This is a genomic window from Lysobacter sp. KIS68-7 (genome assembly GCF_021284745.1).
In the GTDB taxonomy this organism is placed as follows: Bacteria; Pseudomonadota; Gammaproteobacteria; order Xanthomonadales; family Xanthomonadaceae; genus Noviluteimonas.
The window spans coordinates 1,993,870-2,011,888 of the sequence record NZ_CP089925.1; the positions used below are offsets into that span (position 1 = coordinate 1,993,870).

19 protein-coding genes and 1 tRNA gene are annotated in these 18,019 nt (G+C 67.4%); 11 read left to right on the forward strand and 9 right to left on the reverse strand.

The features are described 5' to 3' along the window. The first annotated feature begins 8 nt into the window (after positions 1-8). On the forward strand, positions 9-944 hold the full coding sequence (gene folE2, locus LVB87_RS09705) for a GTP cyclohydrolase FolE2 (protein ID WP_232897776.1): 936 nt from the start codon (positions 9-11) through the stop codon (positions 942-944). A 3-nt stretch (positions 945-947) separates the two neighbouring features. Here folE2 and LVB87_RS09710 read toward each other — a convergent pair whose 3' ends face one another. From LVB87_RS09710 to yidD, 3 genes are read right to left on the reverse strand one after another with little or no spacing between them, the layout of a single operon-like run. Beyond that, positions 948-1,814: a M23 family metallopeptidase gene (locus tag LVB87_RS09710; protein ID WP_232897777.1), complete on the reverse strand. Its 867-nt coding sequence runs from the start codon at positions 1,812-1,814 to the stop codon at positions 948-950. Beyond that, complete coding sequence (locus LVB87_RS09715; RefSeq protein ID WP_232897778.1) at positions 1,814-3,169, reverse strand: dihydroorotase; 1,356 nt, start codon at positions 3,167-3,169, stop codon at positions 1,814-1,816. Before LVB87_RS09715 ends, LVB87_RS09710 begins: the two co-directional genes overlap by 1 nt. A 20-nt stretch (positions 3,170-3,189) precedes the next feature. Beyond that, positions 3,190-3,468 carry a membrane protein insertion efficiency factor YidD gene (yidD, locus tag LVB87_RS09720; protein WP_232897779.1) on the reverse strand — a complete coding sequence of 93 codons (279 nt, stop codon included), beginning with the start codon at positions 3,466-3,468 and terminating at the stop codon, positions 3,190-3,192. 59 nt (positions 3,469-3,527) lie between these two features. Here yidD and dksA point away from each other — a divergent pair, with 59 nt between their 5' ends. Next, entirely contained in the window at positions 3,528-4,649 is a 1,122-nt protein-coding gene (dksA, locus tag LVB87_RS09725) for an RNA polymerase-binding protein DksA (protein ID WP_232897780.1), read from the forward strand. Positions 4,650-5,043: 394 nt separating this feature from the next. On the opposite strand, the gene LVB87_RS09730 is transcribed toward dksA, so the two are convergent. Genes LVB87_RS09730 through cysS form a run of 3 tightly spaced genes read right to left on the reverse strand, consistent with a single transcriptional unit; the run spans position 5,044 to position 8,120 of the window. Further along, positions 5,044-6,249 (reverse strand): MFS transporter, encoded by a 1,206-nt coding sequence (locus LVB87_RS09730; RefSeq protein ID WP_232900529.1) that lies wholly within the window; start codon positions 6,247-6,249, stop codon positions 5,044-5,046. 38 nt (positions 6,250-6,287) lie between these two features. After that, positions 6,288-6,740, reverse strand: a complete 453-nt coding sequence (locus tag LVB87_RS09735) for a SufE family protein (protein ID WP_232897781.1) — start codon at positions 6,738-6,740, stop codon at positions 6,288-6,290. 9 nt (positions 6,741-6,749) lie between these two features. Then, a complete protein-coding gene (gene cysS, locus LVB87_RS09740) occupies positions 6,750-8,120 on the reverse strand; it encodes a cysteine--tRNA ligase (protein WP_232897782.1) in 1,371 nt (456 codons plus the stop codon). Positions 8,121-8,228: 108 nt separating this feature from the next. Here cysS and LVB87_RS09745 point away from each other — a divergent pair, with 108 nt between their 5' ends. The 8 genes from LVB87_RS09745 to argH all read left to right on the forward strand — a co-directional run bounded on the left by LVB87_RS09745 (position 8,229) and on the right by argH (position 16,464). Continuing rightward, on the forward strand, positions 8,229-8,687 hold the full coding sequence (locus tag LVB87_RS09745) for a hypothetical protein (protein ID WP_232897783.1): 459 nt from the start codon (positions 8,229-8,231) through the stop codon (positions 8,685-8,687). 256 nt (positions 8,688-8,943) lie between these two features. After that, positions 8,944-9,972: an N-acetylornithine carbamoyltransferase gene (locus LVB87_RS09750; RefSeq protein ID WP_232897784.1), complete on the forward strand. Its 1,029-nt coding sequence runs from the start codon at positions 8,944-8,946 to the stop codon at positions 9,970-9,972. 26 nt (positions 9,973-9,998) lie between these two features. Further along, complete coding sequence (locus LVB87_RS09755; protein ID WP_232897785.1) at positions 9,999-11,204, forward strand: argininosuccinate synthase; 1,206 nt, start codon at positions 9,999-10,001, stop codon at positions 11,202-11,204. Beyond that, positions 11,201-12,286 (forward strand): acetylornithine deacetylase, encoded by a 1,086-nt coding sequence (locus LVB87_RS09760; protein WP_232897786.1) that lies wholly within the window; start codon positions 11,201-11,203, stop codon positions 12,284-12,286. Before LVB87_RS09755 ends, LVB87_RS09760 begins: the two co-directional genes overlap by 4 nt. Next, complete coding sequence (locus tag LVB87_RS09765; protein ID WP_232897787.1) at positions 12,283-13,626, forward strand: acetylglutamate kinase; 1,344 nt, start codon at positions 12,283-12,285, stop codon at positions 13,624-13,626. The genes LVB87_RS09760 and LVB87_RS09765 overlap by 4 nt, the downstream gene beginning before the upstream one ends. Continuing rightward, complete coding sequence (locus tag LVB87_RS09770) at positions 13,623-14,216, forward strand: GNAT family N-acetyltransferase (protein ID WP_232897788.1); 594 nt, start codon at positions 13,623-13,625, stop codon at positions 14,214-14,216. Before LVB87_RS09765 ends, LVB87_RS09770 begins: the two co-directional genes overlap by 4 nt. Beyond that, entirely contained in the window at positions 14,213-15,178 is a 966-nt protein-coding gene (gene argC, locus LVB87_RS09775) for an N-acetyl-gamma-glutamyl-phosphate reductase (RefSeq protein ID WP_232897789.1), read from the forward strand. The genes LVB87_RS09770 and argC overlap by 4 nt, the downstream gene beginning before the upstream one ends. Further along, the gene (argH, locus tag LVB87_RS09780) at positions 15,175-16,464 is read left to right on the forward strand and encodes an argininosuccinate lyase (RefSeq protein ID WP_232897790.1); all 1,290 of its coding nucleotides are present in this window, start codon (positions 15,175-15,177) and stop codon (positions 16,462-16,464) included. Before argC ends, argH begins: the two co-directional genes overlap by 4 nt. Here argH and LVB87_RS09785 read toward each other — a convergent pair. Then, positions 16,461-16,778 carry a hypothetical protein gene (locus tag LVB87_RS09785; protein ID WP_232897791.1) on the reverse strand — a complete coding sequence of 106 codons (318 nt, stop codon included), beginning with the start codon at positions 16,776-16,778 and terminating at the stop codon, positions 16,461-16,463. The two genes, argH and LVB87_RS09785, sit on opposite strands and share 4 nt — an antisense overlap. Positions 16,779-16,915: 137 nt before the next feature. Here LVB87_RS09785 and LVB87_RS09790 point away from each other — a divergent pair, with 137 nt between their 5' ends. Then, on the forward strand, positions 16,916-17,314 hold the full coding sequence (locus tag LVB87_RS09790; RefSeq protein ID WP_343223357.1) for a VOC family protein: 399 nt from the start codon (positions 16,916-16,918) through the stop codon (positions 17,312-17,314). Positions 17,315-17,318: 4 nt separating this feature from the next. On the opposite strand, the gene LVB87_RS09795 is transcribed toward LVB87_RS09790, so the two are convergent. Together LVB87_RS09795 and LVB87_RS09800 are read right to left on the reverse strand one after the other, a co-directional pair. Next, entirely contained in the window at positions 17,319-17,834 is a 516-nt protein-coding gene (locus LVB87_RS09795; RefSeq protein ID WP_232897792.1) for a hypothetical protein, read from the reverse strand. Between the two features lie 104 nt (positions 17,835-17,938). Continuing rightward, positions 17,939-18,015 (reverse strand) — tRNA-Pro (locus LVB87_RS09800). Positions 18,016-18,019: the final 4 nt, after the last annotated feature.

The window sequence follows — 18,019 nt, forward strand, 5'->3', positions numbered from 1 at the left end:
CGCGCCTCATGTCCGCCCCGATGACGCCCGCCAACGCCCCGAACGGCCTGCCCGACGTCGCGCACGAAGCCGCTGCGCTCGCGCGCCCGCTCGACTGGGTCGGCATGGACCGCATCGCGGTGCCGGTGCGCATCCATGATGCGGACGGCACCACCGTGCAGGTCGCCGCCGAAGTGGACGTTGCGGTCGACCTGAAGGACGGCGACGCGCGCGGCATCCACATGTCGCGCCTGTACCTGCAACTGCAGCAGGCCTTCGCGAGCGAAGCGATCACGCCGCCCGGCCTGCGTCGCGTGCTGCAAGGCTTCGTGGATTCGCAGCAGGGCCTGTCGACGCGCGCGCGCCTGCACATCCGTTACGAACACCTGCTGCAGCGTCCTGCGCTCGCGAGCGGGCACCTCGGGTGGAAGCGCTACCCGGTGTCGATCGACGCCGAACTCGCGGACGGGCATTTGCACCTGGTGCTCGGTTTCGCCGTCGAGTACTCGAGTACGTGTCCGGCTTCCGCGGCGCTCTCGCGCCAGCGCAACGCCGATCGCTTCGCCGAAGACTTCTCCGCCGCGCGCCCGATGTCCACGCAGGTCGTGCGCGAGTGGCTCGAATCCGAACGCGGCCTGGCCGCGACGCCGCACGCGCAGCGCAGCCGCGCCGACGTGCGCGTGGCCCTGCGTCCTGCCTTCGACGAACTCCCGCTGCTCCCGCTCGTCGACGCCGTGGAAGCCGCGCTCGGCACGCCGGTGCAGACGGCCGTGAAGCGCGAGGACGAACAGGCCTTTGCCGAACTCAACGCGGCGAACCTGATGTTCTGCGAAGACGCCGCGCGTCGCGTGGCCGCTGCGCTCGCGGGCGATGCGCGCGTGGAACGCTATGACATCGCCGTGGCGCATTTCGAAAGCCTGCACCCGCACGACGCCGTTGCGCGCGTGTCGGGCCGCAACGCCTGAGTTTCAGCGCGTCGCTTCGGGCGGCAGCACCAGCAGCGGATCCACCCGCACGTCGAACCAGTTCATGCCCCAGTGCAGGTGTGGCCCGCTTGCGCGTCCCGTCGCGCCGACGGCACCGATCACCTGACCCTGTTCGACACGGTCGCCCACGCGCACGTCGATGCGCGAGAGGTGCAGGAAGTTCGAACTCACGCCGTGACCGTGGTCGATCAGCAGCGTGCCGCCGGTGAGGTAAAGATCGGGTGCGGCGAAGGTGACCAGGCCGCCCGCAGGTGCGCGCACCGGCGTGCCGGCCCTGGCGGCGATGTCCATGCCCGAGTGCGGCGTCTGCGGATCTTCGGTGCCGTCGGGCAACACGTAGGTGCGTCGGTTGCCGAAGCGCCCGCTGATGCGGCCTTCGACAGGCCAGAGGAAGGCGTGCGCGAAATCGGTGCGCGCATCGTCGCGCGTGCGCGCGGCGGCGACCTGTGCTTGTTCACGTTCGATGCGTGCGGCGATCTCCGGCGGCGGGCGCACGGTTTCGGGCGGCACGCCGCTGACGCGTTCGACGGGCCAGTCGCGCGGCTGCACGAGGATGGGATGTTCGACGCGATCCACGACCACCACGGCGGGCGAGGGGGCATCGCGTGCGATGCCGACCACGAACACGCCGTCGGGTGACACCCGGACTTGCCGGCCAGCGAACTCGACGTGCGCGCCGGGTTGGGTCGTCCCGATCACGAGCGCGCCTTGCTGGACTTCGTGCGGCAATTGCGTGCCGCGGGCAACGCTCGGCGCCGGATCGGCAGCGGCGTGCCGGATCACCGGTGTCGGGGTCGCCATGCAGCCCGACATCGCCATTGCCGCGAAGGCGGCAATGAGAAAACGCATCAGCGCGCGAACTCGAGCCGCTGTCCGTTCGGCGCGCCGACCAGGCGCGTTCCGTCGTACGCCAGCACGCCATTGACCCAGGTCGCGCCGATCTTCGAGTGGAAGCTGCGGCCTTCGAACGGCGACCAGCCGCACTTCGACAGCACGTCCTCGCGGCGCACGGTGAACGGCGTGTCGTCGATCAGCACCAGGTCGGCCATGTAGCCCTCGCGCAGGTAACCGCGCTGGGCGACGTCGAACAACTGCGCCGGCGCATGGCAGACCTTCTGCACCACCTGCGCCGTCGTCAGGCGGCCTTCGTGCACGAGTTCCAGCGCGGCGACCAGCGCGTACTGCACCAGCGGCAGGCCGCTCGGTGCGCTGGTGTAGGGGCGCGCCTTTTCTTCCAGCGTGTGCGGGGCGTGGTCGGTGGCGAGCACGTCGATCACGTCGTCGGCGAGCGCGGCGATCAGGGCCTCGCGGTCGCTGGCTTCCTTGATCGACGGATTGCACTTGATGAGGTTGCCGAGCGTGGCGTAGTCGGCGCGGTCGAAGCGCAGGAAGTGGATGCACGTTTCGGCGGTGATGCGCTTGCGCGAACCGTCGGCGCGGACCAGCGGGCCACGTTCGAACAGCGCCAGCTCGTCGGCGGTGCTGATGTGCAGCACGTGCAGGCGGGTGTTGTTGCGGCGGGCGAGTTCCATCGCGAGCAGCGTCGACTTCTTGCACGCCTCGCGCGAACGGATGTCGGCGTGGAACTCGGCGGGGATGTCGTCGCCGTACTTCGCCTTGTACTTGGCGAGTTCGGCGTCGATCATCGGCGTGTCTTCGCAATGCGTGATGATCGGCGTTGGCGCGTCGCGGAAGATCGCGTCCAGCGTTTCCGGGTTGTCGACCAGCATGTTGCCGGTGGAGGCGCCCATGAACACCTTGATGCCCGGCGCACGCAGCGGGTCGAGCGCGCGGATGGCCTCGATGTTGTCGTTGCTCGCGCCCATGTAGAAGCCGAAGTTGGCTCTGGCGCGACCGGTGGCGCGGCGGTACTTGTCTTCCAGCGCGGCGCTGTCGAGCGTGGGCGGGTTGGTGTTCGGCATGTCCATGAAGCTGGTCAGGCCGCCGGCGACCGCCGCCGCGGATTCGGTGGCGATGTCCGCCTTGTATTCCATGCCCGGTTCGCGGAAGTGCACCTGGTCGTCGATCATGCCCGGCAGCAGGCGGCGCCCGGCGGCGTCGACGACGTGCTCGCCCTCGCGCGCGGCCAGGCCGTTGCCGATCTGCGCGATGCGGCCGTCCTCGATGCGCAGGTCGCCTTCGAATTCGCGACCTTCGTTCACCAGGCGGGCGTTGACGATCAGCGTGGGCTTGGACGTGGGCATGTCGATCCTTTCGTTCGCATTCAGCGTGGCGGGGATGGTGGCACGGGATCGTGCCCGCCGGGGTGCAGGGGATGGCAACGCGCGATGCGCCTGGCCGCGAGCCAGCCGCCGCGCACGGCGCCGAAGCGCGCGATGGCTTCCATCGCGTATTCCGAACACGTGGGCACGAAACGGCACCGCGGACCGAGCAGCGGGCTGATCCAGCGCTTGTACAGGCGCAGGGAACCGATGAGGAAGCGATCGATCACCGATTGCGCAAACGTGGCCTGTCGAACGGTCTTTCGCGGGTTGCCGGCCATGACTGGGCAGGGTATAACAGCGCGCTTTCCCGCCTCAAGGGAACGAGGACGCAGCGCTCGTGGCAGCGAAGAAACCAGCGAAGAAGGCCGCCAAGGCCGCGAAGAAGGCCACCCCGGCGAAGAAGCCCGTTGCGAAGGCGGCGGCGAAGAAGCCGGTGGCGAAGAAAGTCGCCAAGCCTGCGGCGAAGAAGCCCGTGAGCAAGCCCGTGGCGAAGAAGGCAGTGCCGGCGAAGAAGCCTGCCGCCAAGCCCGTCGCGAAGAAGGCCGCGCCTGTCAAAAAAGCCGTGCCCGCCAAGAAGGCGGCGCCGGTGAAGAAGGCAGCGCCGGTCAAGAAAGCCGCGCCGCCGAAGGCCGTGCCCGCGAAGGCCGCGCCGAAGGCGATGCCTGCGAAGGCAGTGGCGAAGGCTCCGGTCGCGAAGGCGCCCGTTGCCAAGCCCGCGCCTGCGCCCGCGAAGCCCTCGGCCGTCAAGAAGCCTGCGGCGAAACCCGCAACGAAGAGCGCGCCGGTCGTGGCGCCGAAATCCGAATCCAAGCCCGTCCAGGCGTCCGCGCCGGCGGCGAAACCCGCACAGATGCAGTCGAACGAAATCAAAACTACAAAACCCGCACTTGCAAGCGCACCGAAGCCCGCCTCCGCCGCGTCTGCCGCCGTCACGCCCCGCCCACGCCCGGCTGGCAAAGTGGCCGTGGCCGTGGCCGCCAAGCCGGCTGCTCCAGCACCGCGGGGCAAGGTGAAAGTCGTCGAATACAAGACGGATGAAGCGACAGGTCGTCCGGTCGTGCCGCAGGGTTACAAGCCCTCGAACGACGAGGAGTACATGAGCGCGCTGCAGGTGGAGTATTTCCGCCAGCGTTTGCTCGGTTGGCGTACGGACCTGGTCGAGGAGTCCAAGCAGACGATCGAGAATCTCAAGGACGAGGTGCGCGATGTCGGCGATGAGGCCGAGCGTGCGACGCGCGAGACCGAGAATTCGCTGGAGCTGCGTACTCGCGATCGTTATCGCAAGTTGATCGGGAAGATCGATTCGACGCTGAAGCGCCTGGATGCCGGTGAGTATGGCTACAGTGTGGATTCGGGCGAGGAGATCGGCCTGGAACGCCTCGAGGCGCGGTTGACGGCCGAGCGCACGATCGATGAGCAGGAGCGTTGGGAACATCTGCAGAAGCAGATGGGCGACTAACCTTCGTTGCTGATTGAATTGATGAAAGCCCCGCGAAAGCGGGGCTTTTGCTTTGGGCTGGTTTGCGCCACCCGAAGGGCGCGCTGACCCGCCGCGGCGTTTGTTCCCTTTCTCCGCGGAGGGCACTTCGGGCCCGCCTTTATGCTCCGAAAGGGAACAAACGCCGCGGCGGGCCATCGCGCTCGCCATGCGAGCGTCCGCGCGAAGCCCAACGCAACTTCATCCGGCCGGCGGTCCGCTTCCCACCAAAAGAATCCCGACCCTCACTCGGCAGACCCTCCATGGCCACCGAGCTCGGATCGTTGCCCATCCATGGGCAACTCCCGGGATTCTTTTGGCGGGAATCGGACCTTCGCTGCGATTTGGGGAAGGCACCGCTTCGGTGGATAAGAGCTCAGTGCAGCTCGCGCAGGTCCAGTCGACGCAACTTTGGCGCCAGCTTCGCGGTGATGCCAACGATTGAGATCGTCATGCAGCCGCCGAAGATCACGCTGGGAACGAGGCCCAGCAACTTTGCTGCGAGGCCCGATTCGAAAGCACCGAGCTCATTCGACGAGCCGATGAAGATGCCATTGATCGCCGAGACGCGGCCGCGCATTGCATCCGGTGTCGCCAACTGCAGGATCGTGGAGCGAAGCACTACCGACACGCCATCGCACAGGCCAGAGGCGAAGAGCAGCGCCGCGGACAACCAAAGGTGGCGAGAGAGCGCGAACAGGATGATGCAGACGCCGAAACCGGCAACTGCCATCAACAGCAAGCGGCCCGCATCTTTCTCGGGCGGCTTGCGTGCAAGCCACAAGCCGACGATCACTGCGCCTGCCGCCGGTGCACCACGCAGGATGCCCAGCGCTTCGGGGCCTGCGTGCAGGATGTCCTTGATGAAGGCGGGGAGCAGGGCCACGGCGCCGCCGAACAGCACGGCGAACATGTCCAGGGCGAGGGCGCCCAGCAGGATCTGGTGGCCGAAGACGAAGCGCATGCCTTCGCCAATGCTCGCGAAGATGGGGGCGCGGGTGTGCGCGACGTGCGGTTCGTCGGTGCGCATCAGCAACAGCGCCAGACCGGCGGCGATGGCGAATGCGCCGGCCACGCCATACGCGGCGCTCTTGCCGGCCCATGCCACCAGGCCACCGCCGAAGGCGGGGCCGAGGACGAGGCCGAGCTGGAAGACGACGCTGCCGAAGCCCGCGCCGCGCGCGAACTGGCGGCGCGGGAGGATGTGCGCGAACAGGGTGTTGTAGATCGGGGTGAGGAAGGAGCGCACGGAGCCGGTCAGGGCGATTGCGCCGTAGATCAGCAGCGTGCCCTTCGCCGGGAGCCAGCCTTGCGTGAAGGCTACGAGCACGAGTGCGGTGACGGCCAGGCCTGCGCAAGCGATCGCGCCGAGGCGGCGTTTGCTCAGGTGGTCCACGAGGTAGCCGGCGAAGGGAGCGACGCAGAAGTACGGAATCACTTCCGCGAGGCCCACCAGGCCCAGCGCGAGCGGGTCGCGCGTGAGTTCGTAGACGTGCCAGCCGACGGTCACCGCAACGATCTGGTAGGACAGCATCGCCAGGATGCGATAGCTGAGCAGCTCGAGGAATGCGCGATTGCGCAGCGGGGATTCGGCGGGCGCGGCGGGTTCGAGGGTTTCGGTCACAGGGCGGCCTGCGCGCGCTCGCGGATGAAGGCGAGCAGCGCGGCGTGGCCGTTGCTGCGCGTGGGGGACAGGTGCTTGGACAAGCCGATGTCGGCGACGTAGTTCGGTTCGGTCGCCAGGATTTCTTCCGCCGATCGACCCGAGTAGACGCGCAAGGCGAGAAACACCAGGCCGGAGACGATCGCCGAGTCGCTGATCGCGCGGAAATCCAGGCGCGTGCTGTCGCCTTCGCCCACGATCCACACCATCGACTGGCACCCGTGCAGACGGTGCTCCTCCTGCTTGAGCGCATCGGGGAACGCGGGCAGCTTGCGACCGAGGTCGATCAGGTACTGGTAGCGCTCGGCCCAGTCGCCGAAGAACGCGAATTCCTCGGCGATCGCCGACTGCGCTTCGACGGCGGTCGGCTCGAGCGGGAAATACGTGGCGGGGGCAAGGGTGTCGTTCATGTCCATGCCTCAGGCTCGCTTCCAGCGTACGCCCTGGGGCGTGTCCTCCAGGAGAATGCCTTCGTCGGCGAGCTGCTTGCGGATCGCGTCGGCGCGCGTGAAATCCTTCGCAGCCTTTGCGGCGATGCGTTCGTCGATCAGGGCCTGGATGCGTGCGTCGTCGCCTTCCACCGCGCCGCGGCCGAACCACGCGGCCGGGGCCTGTTGCAGCAAACCCAGGGCCAGGCCGGCACCCAGCAACGCGGCCTTCGCTTCGCGGCGCGCGTCGTCGCCTTCTGCCTTGCGCGCGTCGGCGGCGATGCGCGAGAGCTCGGCGAGCGCCTGCGGCGTGTTCAGGTCGTCGTCCAGCGCGTCTTCGATCGACTGCGGGATCTGCGCGGCGACATCGATCTCCGCGAGGTCGCGCAGCGTGCCGTACAGGCGATCGAGCGTGCGGATGGATTGTTCGACCAGCGCGGGCGTCCAGTCGAGCGGCTGGCGATACTGCGCGGACAGCAGCGCGTAGCGCAGCGCTTCGGGCGGATGCGCGCGCACGAGGTCGTGCACCTTCTCGATGTTGCCGACCGACTTGGACATCTTCGCGCCGCCCAGCACCAGCATGCCGTTGTGCAGCCACCAGCGCGCGAAGCGCTTGCCGCCGTGCGCGCATTCGCTCTGCGCCACTTCGTTTTCGTGGTGCGGGAACTGCAGGTCGATGCCGCCGGCGTGGATGTCGATGGTGTCGCCGAGATGGGCTTCGGCCATCGCCGAGCATTCGATGTGCCAGCCCGGGCGGCCGCGGCCCCAGGGCGAGTCCCAGCCGGGCAGGTCGTCGGTGGAGGGCTTCCACAGCACGAAGTCGCCGGGGTTGCGCTTGTAGGGCGCCACTTCCACGCGCGCGCCGGCCAGCATGTCTTCGGGATCGCGACCCGAGAGCTTGCCGTAGGCCGCGAAGCTGTCCACCGCGAACAGCACGTGCCCTTCGGCCGCATACGCGTGGCCGCCGGCGATCAGGCGCTCGATCATCGCGATGATCTGCGGGATGTGGGCGGTGGCGGCCGGTTCCAGGTCCGGCGGCTGCACGCCGAGGGCGGCCATGTCTTCGCGGTAGGCGGCGGCGAACCTGTCGGTGATGGTGGAGATCGGCACGCCGGCCTCGCGCGCGGCGTTGTTGATCTTGTCGTCCACGTCCGTGATGTTGCGGGCGTAGCGCAAGGCGCCGAAGCGGCGGCGGAGCAGGGCGGCCAGGACCCCGAAGGCCACTGGTCCCCGGGCATTGCCGATGTGCACGTAGTTGTAGACCGTCGGGCCGCACAGGTACATGGTCGGGCCGGCCGCCGGGTCGAGGGGCGCGAAGGCTTCGACCTGGCGCGTCAGGGTGTTGTACAGGCGCAGGCTCATGCGGGCGGGGCTGCCGATCGGGGGTCGCGAGGCGCGGGCCGGCCATTCTACCGGCCATGACAGCGCCGATTCAGTCCGAGGCGGGCGTACGGCCCTTACACTGAATGCGTGCGCCTGATCCCTGCCCTCGTTCCGCTCCTGCTGCTGTCGGCCTTCGCCGCCGGCCCGGCCCGTGCGCAGGACACGGGCACCACCATCGTCCAGCCGGAAAACGTGCGGATGGATTTCGCGCAGGTGATGCGCGTCCAGCCGATCTACCAGGTGCTGCGCGCCACCCGCATGGAGCCGCGCTGCCCCGACGACGCGCATGCCGCCTCGGAAGAGAAGGGCTTGGCCAAGATCGTCGGCGCCGTGAAGGGCGCGATGAGCCACAAGCCCGACCCGCCGGAAAAGAACGAGAACTGCGAGATGGTCCCGGTCGTTCGCGAATTCCGCCGGCCGATCGCCTACGACGTGGACTACGTGTACCGCGGCACCAAGTACCGCTCGCGGCTGCCCTTCGATCCGGGCAACCGGCTGCGGGTGCGCGTGTCGGTGGTGCCCTACATCCCGCCTCGCAACCCGTGATGGCGCCCAACTGCGTTGCATCCCCGGGCGGTGAATGCGAACATGCGCGCCCGATGCAGCACCTCCGCGCCGACGCCGACATCCTCACCTCCGCCCGCATGGCGAGCGGGATGACCTCGCGCGCGCGCCGACTCCAGCCTGCCAAGCTCGCTGGGTAGCGGTTCGTCACGCCGCATCGGTTACACAACCAACCCAGCCCCCGCGCTGGGTTTTTTCGTTCATGGCCCGGCGAATTCCTCTTACACGAGAGCGCTCCATGAAACAGGTTCCGCTGCAGCATTTCCTCAATACCCAGGATTGGTCGCGCGCCGAGCTCGACGCGGTGCTCGCCATGGCGGCCGAGTACAAGCGCGATCCCTTCCTGAATCGCGCGCTCGAACGCAAGTCCATCGCGCTGGTGTTCTTCAACAGTTCGCTGCGCACGCGGACGAGCTTCGAGATCGGCGCCTTCCAGCTCGGCGGCCACGCGGTGGTGCTGCAGCCGGGCAAGGATGCATGGCCGATCGAATTCGACCTGGGCACGGTGATGGACGGCGAGACCGAGGAGCACATCGCCGAAGTGGCGCGCGTGCTCTCGCGCTACGTCGACCTCATCGGCGTGCGTGCCTTCCCGAAATTCGTCGACTGGACGACCGACCGCCAGGACCGCGTGCTGCAGGGATTCGCGAAGTACTCGTCGGTGCCGGTGATCAACATGGAAACGATCACGCACCCGTGCCAGGAGCTCGCGCACATCCTCGCGCTGCAGGAACACTTCGGCACCACCGACCTGCGTGGCAAGAAGTATGTGCTCACCTGGACCTACCATCCCAAGCCGCTCAACACGGCCGTGGCGAACTCCGCGCTCACCATCGCCACGCGCATGGGCATGGACGTGACGCTGCTGTGCCCCACGCCCGAGTACATCCTCGACGAGCGCTACATGGGCTGGGCCGCGCAGAACGTGGCCGAAAGCGGCGGTTCGCTGCAGGTGAGCCACGACATCGAAAGCGCCTATGCGGGTGCCGACGTGGTGTATGCCAAGAGCTGGGGCGCGCTGCCGTACTTCGGCAACTGGGCGCCCGAGAAGCCCATCCGCGATGCGTACAAGCACTTCATCGTCGACGAAGCCAAGATGGCGCTGACCAACAACGGCGTGTTCTCGCACTGCCTGCCGCTGCGCCGCAACGTGAAGGCCACCGATGCGGTGATGGATTCGCCGCAGTGCATCGCGATCGACGAAGCCGAAAACCGCCTGCACGTGCAGAAGGCCGTGATGGCCACGCTCGCCGGCCAGCGCCGCTGATTCATTTTTCCAGGAACTGATCCCCCATGGCATCGAAAGACATCGTCCTCGCCTTCTCCGGCGGCCTCGACACCTCCTTCTGCGTTCCCTACCTGCAGGAGCGCGGCTGGAACGTCCACACCGTGTTCGCCGACACCGGCGGCGTCGACGCGGAAGAACGCGCCACCATCGAAGCGCGCGCTGCGGAACTCGGCGTGGCCTCGCACGTCACCATCGACGGTGGTCCCGCAATCTGGGACGGCTTCGTCAAACCCTTCGTCATGGCGGGCGAGGGCTACCAGGGCCAGTACCCCCTGCTGGTGTCCGATCGTTACCTGATCGTCGATGCCACGCTGGCCCGCGCGCATGCGCTCGGCACGCGCGCCATCGCGCACGGTTGCACGGGCATGGGCAACGACCAGGTGCGCTTCGACCTGGCGGTGAAGGCGAGCGGCGATTACCAGATCGTCGCGCCGATCCGCGAAATCCAGAAGGAACACACGCAGACGCGCGCCTACGAGCAGGCGTACCTCGAAGAGCGCGGCTTCGGCGTGCGTTCGAAGCAGAAGGCCTACACGATCAACGAAAACCTGCTGGGCCTGACGCTCTCCGGCGGCGAAATCGACAAGTGGGAAGCGCCGGGCGAAGGCGCGCGCGGTTGGTGCGCGCCGCGCGAGCAGTGGCCTTCGCAGGCCTTGCGCGTGTCGCTGCGCTTCGTCGGCGGTGAAGCGGTGGCGCTCGATGGCGTGGAAATGCCGGGTGCGCAGCTGCTCGCGAAGCTCAACAAGCTGTTCGCCGCTTATGGCGTGGGCCGTGGCATGTACACCGGCGATACGACGATCGGCCTGAAGGGCCGCATCGTGTACGAAGCACCGGGCCTCACCGCGTTGCTCGCCGCACACCGCGCGCTGGAAGAAGCCGTGCTGACCAAGCAGCAGAACCGCTTCAAGCCGGAGGTCGCGCGCAAGTGGGTGGAGCTCGTGTACGAGGGCTTCTACCACGATCCGCTCAAGACCGATCTCGAAGCCTTCCTCACGTCCAGCCAGCGCATGGTCAACGGCGAAGTCGTGCTCGAAACGCGCGGCGCGCGCGTGGATGCGGTCGCCGTGCATTCGCCGCACCTGCTCAACGCGAAGGGCGCGACCTATGCGCAGTCCGCCGACTGGGGCGTGGAGGAAGCCGAGGGCTTCATCCGCCTGTTCGGCATGAGCAGCACGTTGTGGGCCCAGGTGAACGAGGACGCCAAGCCGTGATCGAAACGGTCCTGCGCCATCTCGAAGCGCTCGTCGCGTTCGACACGCGCAACCCGCCGCGTGCGATCGGCACGGGCGGGATCTTCGATTACCTGCGCGCGAACCTGCCGGGCTTCCGTTGCACGGTGACCGACCATGGCGAGGGCGCGGTGTCGTTGCTCGCCGTGCGCGGCAATCCGACGCGCGTGTTCAACGTGCACCTGGACACGGTGCCGTCCTCGCCTGCGTGGTCGGCCGATCCGTTCAAGCTGCGTGTCACGAAGGATCGTGCGATTGCGCTGGGCGCGTGTGACATCAAGGGTGCGGCGGCGGGGCTCGTTGCCGCAGCCAACGCCACCAAGGGCGACGCCGCGTTCCTGTTCAGCAGCGACGAGGAAGCCAACGATCCGCGCTGCATCGATGCGTTCCTGGCGAGCGGCCACGGTTTTGCCGAGGCGATCATCGCCGAGCCGACGCAGTGCGAAGCGGTGCTCGCGCATCGCGGGATCAGTTCGGTCCTGATGCGTTTCCAGGGACAGGCGGGCCATGCCTCCGGCGCGGGCGCCTTGCAGGCGAGTGCGCTGCACCAGGCGATGCGCTGGGGCAGCCGCGCGCTGGATTACGTGGAATCGCAATCGCACCAGCGCTTCGGCGGACTCACCGGATTGCGCTTCAACATCGGTCGCGTGGAAGGCGGCATCAAGGCCAATGTGATCGCGCCGAATGCGGAAGTGCGCTTCGGGTTTCGTCCGTTGCCGTCGATGGCCTTCGAACAGCTGCATGAAATGTTCGGCGGTCTCGCGGAAACGGGTGCGCTGGAGCGTTATGAAGAAACCTTCCGCGGTCCGTCCTTGCCGTCCGGTGACATCGCGATGGCCGAAGCGCATCGCCTGGCCGCGCGCGACCTCGCGGACGAACTCCACCTGCCCATCGGCAACGCCGTCGATTTCTGGACCGAGGCTTCGCTGTTCTCGCGTGCCGGCATGACCGCGTTCGTGTACGGCCCGGGCGACATCGCCCAGGCGCACACCGCGGACGAATGGGTGTCCCTCGAACAACTCCAACGCTACGCCGATTCCATCGTGCGCATCCTTTCAGCATGAATCCGCCACTCCACAATCCGGTCCACGACCCCCAGACCCGCCAGACCATCGTGCGCCTGCTTTCGAGCATGGCCGGTGCGAAGGAGATCTCGCAGTACCTCAAGCGCTTCTCGCAACTGGACGCGGCGCGCTTCGCCGTCGTCAAGGTGGGCGGCGCGGTGCTGCGCGACGATCTCGATGCGCTGACGTCCTCGCTCGCCTTCCTGCAGGACGTGGGCCTGACGCCCATCGTGCTGCATGGTGCGGGGCCACAGCTCGACGAAGAGCTCGCAGCCGCCGGCATCGAGAAGCAGACGGTAAACGGGCTGCGCGTGACGTCGCCCGAAGCGCTCGCCATCGTGCGCCGCGTCTTCCATGCGCAGAACCTCAAGCTCGTCGAAGCGCTGCAGGCACAGGATGCGCGCGCGACGTCGATCGTGTCGGGTGTATTCGAAGCCGATTTCCTCGATCGCGAGATCTACGGCCTGGTCGGTGAAGTGAAGCGCGTCGATCTCGCGCCCATCCAGGCGAGCCTGCAGGCCGGTTCGATCCCCGTGATCGCGAGCCTGGGCGAAACCGTCGGTGGGCAGATCGTGAACATCAATGCGGACTTCGCCGCCAACGAACTCGTGCAGGTGCTGCAGCCGTACAAGATCGTGTTCCTCACGGGCACGGGCGGGTTGCTGGACGATGCGGGCAACGTGATCGATTCGATCAACCTGTCCACGGAGTACGACCATCTGATTGCGCAACCGTGGCTGCACGGTGGCATGAAGGTGAAGATCGAACAGATCAAGGCGCTGCTCGACAAGCTGCCGTTGTCCTCGTCGGTGTCGATCACGCGGCCGGGCGAACTGGCGAAAGAGCTGTTCACGCATACCGGCTCGGGCACGCTGGTGCGTCGTGGCGAGCGCGTGTTGACGGCGTCGTCGTGGGACGAGCTCGACCTGGTGCGCCTGCGCAAGCTCATCGACTCGGCCTTCGGCCGCAAGCTGCTACCCGACTACTTCGAGCGCACCCAGCTGCATCGCGCCTACGTCAGCGAGAATTACCGCGTCGCAGTGATCCTGACGCAGGAAGACGCGGGCGTGTACCTGGACAAGTTCGCCGTGCTCGACGAAGCACAGGGCGAGGGTCTCGGCCGCGCCGTGTGGCAGGTGATGCGCGACGAGACGCCACGCCTGTTCTGGCGTTCGCGCCGCGGCAATCCGGTGAATGCGTTCTACTTCTCCGAAAGCGAGGGTTGCCTGAAGCAGCCGCGCTGGGACGTGTACTGGTACGGCATCGAGGACATGGACGAGATTCGCCGCTGCGTCGAACATTGCGCCGCGCGGCCCGCCACTTTGGAGGATGCAGCATGACCTTGTGGAGTGCGCCGCCGACCTTGCGGGGCCAGCACGTGACGCTGGAAGCGCTCACGCCTGCGCACGCCGATGGCCTGCGCGAGGCGGTCGAGGACGGCCGCCTGTACGAACTCTGGTACACCAGCGTGCCGGAAGCGAAGGACGTGCGGGGTTACATCGACGGCGCGTTGGCCAAGCAGGCCCGCGGCGAGCAGCTGTGCTTCGCTGTCCGTGATGCGCAGGGCAGGGTGGTCGGCACGACGCGCTACTACGAACTCGCGCCCGAGGTGCCGCGCCTGCAGATCGGCTACACCTGGTACGCCGCGAGCGTGCAGCGCACGGGGCTGAACACCGAGGCGAAGCTGTTGCTGCTCTCGCATGCCTTCGAGACCATGGGTTGTGTGTCGGTCGGCCTGCAGACCTCGTGGTTCAACCTGGCCTCGCGCGCCGCCATCGCGCGCCTCGGCGCGAAGGAAGAAGGCATCACCCGCAATCACACGCGCCATCGCGACGGCACGGTGCGCGACACGGTGAACTTCTCGATCATCGATGCGGAGTGGCCGGCGGTGAAGCAGAACCTCAAGGCACGGTTGGAGCGTCGCGCATGAAGAAGACTGTCGGCATCGTCGGCGCGCGCGGCCACGTGGGCACCGAGCTGATCAAGCTGATCTGCGGGCATCCGCATTTCGAGCTCGCGTATGTGTCCTCGCGTGAGCGGGTGGGCAAGCGGGTGGCGGAGTTCGAGCCGGCCTATCGCGGCGAATTGCGTTACAGCGCTCCTTCGCACGAAGAGTTGCCGGCGCTGGACGCCGACGCCGTCGTGCTCGCACTGCCCAACGGCAAGGCGGCCGCGTGCGTGGCGGCCTTCGATGCGGCGGGCAAGGATCCGGTGATCGTCGATCTTTCCGCCGATTATCGTTTCGACCCGGATTGGTATTACGGCTTGCCGGAGCTGACGCGCGAGAAGCACGACAAGCAACGTCGCATCAGCAATCCGGGTTGCTACGCCACCGCGATGCAACTGGCGATCGCGCCCATGCTCGAAGTGCTCGACGGCCCCGTGCAATGCTTCGGCGTCTCCGGGTATTCCGGCGCAGGCACCACGCCTTCGGACAAGAACGACCCGGACAAGCTGCGCGACAACCTGATGCCCTATGCGCTCACCGGCCACGTGCACGAGCGCGAAGTGAGTGCACGGCTGCACCATCCGGTCGAGTTCATGCCGCACGTGGCGCCGCATTTCCGCGGGCTCACGATCACGGCGAACCTGCATCTGTCCACCGCGTTCAATCGCGAGGGTGTCCTCGAGCGCTATCGCGCGGCGTATGCCGGTGAGCCCCTGGTGCGCGTGCTGGACGAAGCCCCTTGGGTGAGTCGCATCGCGAGCGCGCAGCATGTCGAACTTGGTGGCTTCACCTTGTCGGAAGACGGCCACCGCCTCGTGGTCGTCGCCACCGAAGACAACCTGCTCAAGGGCGCCGCGACGCAGGCGCTGCAGAACCTCAACCTGGCGTTCGGTTTCGACGAGTTCGCCGGCATTCCCCTCGCACCGCACGCGGAGGCCGCATGAGCGACCTGTTGTGGCAGAAGCCCGGCGTCCGCGTGGACGCCCAGATCCAGGCCTTCCTCGCGGGCGACGACGTCGTCCTCGATCGCGAGTTCTTCCTGCATGACATCGAAGCCAGTCGCGCGCATGCGCAGGGACTGCAGCGTATCGGGATGCTGACGGCGGAAGAGCTCACCTCGCTCGAGCGCGAACTGGCGACGCTCGCCCACGACTTCGGCAGCGGTGCGTTCGTGCTCGACACGCAGTACGAAGACGGGCATTCGGCCATCGAAGCGCGTTTAACAGAGCGCCTCGGCGACGCGGGTCGCCGCATCCACGCAGGCCGCAGCCGCAACGACCAGATCCTCGTCGCCACGCGCCTGTGGCTGAAGGACAAGCTCGCGCACACCCAGGCGCTGAGCCGCGAAGTGGCCGGCATCGCGCTCGATCGCGCGCAGGCCGAGCGCGATCTGCCGATGCCGGGGTACACGCACCTGCAGCGCGCCGTCGTGTCCTCGGCCGGCATGTGGTGGGCCGGATGGGCGGAAGCCTTCATCGACAACGCGCAGCGCGCCGCCGATACGCGCGCGTGGGTCGACGCCAATCCGCTCGGCACCGCCGCAGGCTACGGCGTGAACCTGCCGCTCGACCGCGACCATGTCACGCAGGCGCTCGGCTTCGCGCGGATGCAGGTATCGCCGCTGTATGCGCAGCTCTCGCGCGGCAAGTTCGAACTGGCTGCGCTCGAAGCCTTGAACAGCGCGATGCTCGACCTGCGCCGCCTGGCATGGGACCTCAGCCTGTTTACCACGGGCGAGTTCGGATTCGTGCGTTTGCCCGCGCAATACACGACGGGCAGCTCGATCATGCCGAACAAGCGCAATCCCGATGTCGTCGAGCTGATGCGCGGCACCTACGCGAGTGTCGCGGCGGCGCGCAGCGAGATCGAACACCTGTTGTCGTTGCCGGGTGGCTACCACCGCGACCTGCAGATCTCCAAGGGCGCGCTCTTCCACGGCTTTGGCAAGGGGCTTGCGGCGCTGGCATTGTTGCCGGACTTGTTGCGCAACCTCGAATGGAACGTCGAGCGCATGCAGGCGGCGCTGGAACCATCGATGTACGCGACCGACCTCGCGGTCGACCTGGCGAAGCAGGGCGTGCCGTTCCGCGAGGCCTACAAGCAGGCGGCGGATCCGCAGCGATGGGCGGAAGGCGATGCTGCGGCGAGCCTGGCGGCGCGAACGTCTCCGGGTGCCGCAGGCGCATTGCGATTGGATGCATTGCGTCGGCGCTTCGACGCGCTCGGCTAACCGAACACCATCGCCAGCGACAACACACCGGCGAACAGCGCGAACGGCATCAGGGCCCAGCCCCAGGCCAATCCGTGCAGCACTTCTCGCGCGCGCCAACGGTAGCGCTGCGCGTATGCGGCGGTGGCGAAGAACAACATGGCCGGTGCGAAGTAGGCCGTCGCGACCAGGCGGACATCCGTACCGTCGTGCGGTGCGTGGCCGAAACCCGCGGTCGCGCGTGCAGTCACCCAGTGCGTGGCCGCCATCAGGATGAAGAAGATCGCCGCGTATCCCGTCGCGGCAATGGCGTTGGTCCAGGCTTTCGTGTTCATTGCTGCGACTTCCCCATGGCGTGGACGCAGCCTAGGGGAACGCCGCGCTGCGGCAGAGCGAGGAAAAACCGCGTGCGACGCGAGGGCGTGCCGTGCGTGGACGGCCATGGCCCCACGCATGGCCGCGTTACGTTGGAATGGCCATCGAAGCGAAGGAGAGCGGCATGGAACTCGGCGCGTTTTCGGTCAGCCTCGCCGTGAAGGACATCGAGGCCTCGCGTGCGTTCTACGAGAAGCTGGGCTTCAACCCGTTGATGGGCGACGCGGCGAAGGGATGGTTGATCCTGAAGAACGGCACGACCGTCATCGGCCTGTTCCAGGGCATGTTCGAGCGCAACACGCTCACCTTCAATCCGGGCTGGAGCCAGGACGCGCACAAGGTCCAGGGATTCACCGACGTGCGCGACCTGCAATCCGAACTCAAGCAGCGCGGCGTCGCCTTCATGCTGGAAGCCGACGCGTCCTCGCAGGGGCCGGCGAGTTTCATGCTGATGGATCCGGATGGAAATCCCGTGCTGGTGGACCAGCACGTGTGATGCGTCACCCTGGATGCCGCACTTCGCGCGCGAGCAGCACCAGGAACACGCACAGCGCGAGCAACGCTGCGACCAACAGCAGCAACAGGCTGCCGACGTAAGCGAAGACGAGACGGGCGCCAAACGCGCTTGTCGCGGCGATGAGGTCGACGAGCGTTGCGACGGCCAGGAGGATGCACAAGGTCGCGGGCACGCCCGGCACGCGGCGGGGGAATCCGCGGCGCGTGAGGCGTCGGCCCCACGCGGTCATCACGATGGCGAACGTGCCGCTCGACAAGCCCGCAACCACGCACGCCAGGCGCCAGGCACGTGCGCCGCCCGGGTCCAGCAAGCCGAACCACAAGGGCAGCAGGGCGAGCAGCAACGCGCCGATGCTCGCGCCCAGCATCCAGGACAGCGACCAGATGTCGCGCGGATGCCAGGTGGCGGAGGTCGTGCGCAATGCGGCGATCAAGCCGGAGAAGCCCGCCAGGGCCACGGCGATCTGCGCGATGAGGGCGAGGAGGTCGGCGGCGGGCATGCCCGGGATTACGCAGCCGGGGCCACGGAACCGGACCTGCGGGCGCAAAAAAACCGGCGCGGGGCCGGTTCCTTGCGTTCTGCCGATGTTTCGAATGATCGAATTGGTCGGGGAGACAGGATTTGAACCTGCGACTTCTACGTCCCGAACGTAGCGCTCTACCAGGCTGAGCTACACCCCGACAG

What these genes read in the sequence shown, in the direction of transcription:
- LVB87_RS09795 (WP_232897792.1), bottom strand. Translation starts at nt 17,834, where the DNA reads ATGCCCGCCGCCGACCTCCTCGCCCTCATCGCGCAGATCGCCGTGGCC.
- LVB87_RS09765 (WP_232897787.1), top strand. Translation starts at nt 12,283, where the DNA reads ATGAATCCGCCACTCCACAATCCGGTCCACGACCCCCAGACCCGCCAG.
- LVB87_RS09770 (WP_232897788.1), top strand. Translation starts at nt 13,623, where the DNA reads ATGACCTTGTGGAGTGCGCCGCCGACCTTGCGGGGCCAGCACGTGACG.
- argH (WP_232897790.1), top strand. Translation starts at nt 15,175, where the DNA reads ATGAGCGACCTGTTGTGGCAGAAGCCCGGCGTCCGCGTGGACGCCCAG.
- LVB87_RS09755 (WP_232897785.1), top strand. Translation starts at nt 9,999, where the DNA reads ATGGCATCGAAAGACATCGTCCTCGCCTTCTCCGGCGGCCTCGACACC.
- LVB87_RS09715 (WP_232897778.1), bottom strand. Translation starts at nt 3,169, where the DNA reads ATGCCCACGTCCAAGCCCACGCTGATCGTCAACGCCCGCCTGGTGAAC.
- LVB87_RS09750 (WP_232897784.1), top strand. Translation starts at nt 8,944, where the DNA reads ATGAAACAGGTTCCGCTGCAGCATTTCCTCAATACCCAGGATTGGTCG.
- LVB87_RS09785 (WP_232897791.1), bottom strand. Translation starts at nt 16,778, where the DNA reads ATGAACACGAAAGCCTGGACCAACGCCATTGCCGCGACGGGATACGCG.
- LVB87_RS09710 (WP_232897777.1), bottom strand. Translation starts at nt 1,814, where the DNA reads ATGCGTTTTCTCATTGCCGCCTTCGCGGCAATGGCGATGTCGGGCTGC.
- LVB87_RS09790 (WP_343223357.1), top strand. Translation starts at nt 16,916, where the DNA reads ATGGCCATCGAAGCGAAGGAGAGCGGCATGGAACTCGGCGCGTTTTCG.
- yidD (WP_232897779.1), bottom strand. Translation starts at nt 3,468, where the DNA reads ATGGCCGGCAACCCGCGAAAGACCGTTCGACAGGCCACGTTTGCGCAA.
- cysS (WP_232897782.1), bottom strand. Translation starts at nt 8,120, where the DNA reads ATGAGCCTGCGCCTGTACAACACCCTGACGCGCCAGGTCGAAGCCTTC.
- folE2 (WP_232897776.1), top strand. Translation starts at nt 9, where the DNA reads ATGTCCGCCCCGATGACGCCCGCCAACGCCCCGAACGGCCTGCCCGAC.
- argC (WP_232897789.1), top strand. Translation starts at nt 14,213, where the DNA reads ATGAAGAAGACTGTCGGCATCGTCGGCGCGCGCGGCCACGTGGGCACC.
- LVB87_RS09735 (WP_232897781.1), bottom strand. Translation starts at nt 6,740, where the DNA reads ATGAACGACACCCTTGCCCCCGCCACGTATTTCCCGCTCGAGCCGACC.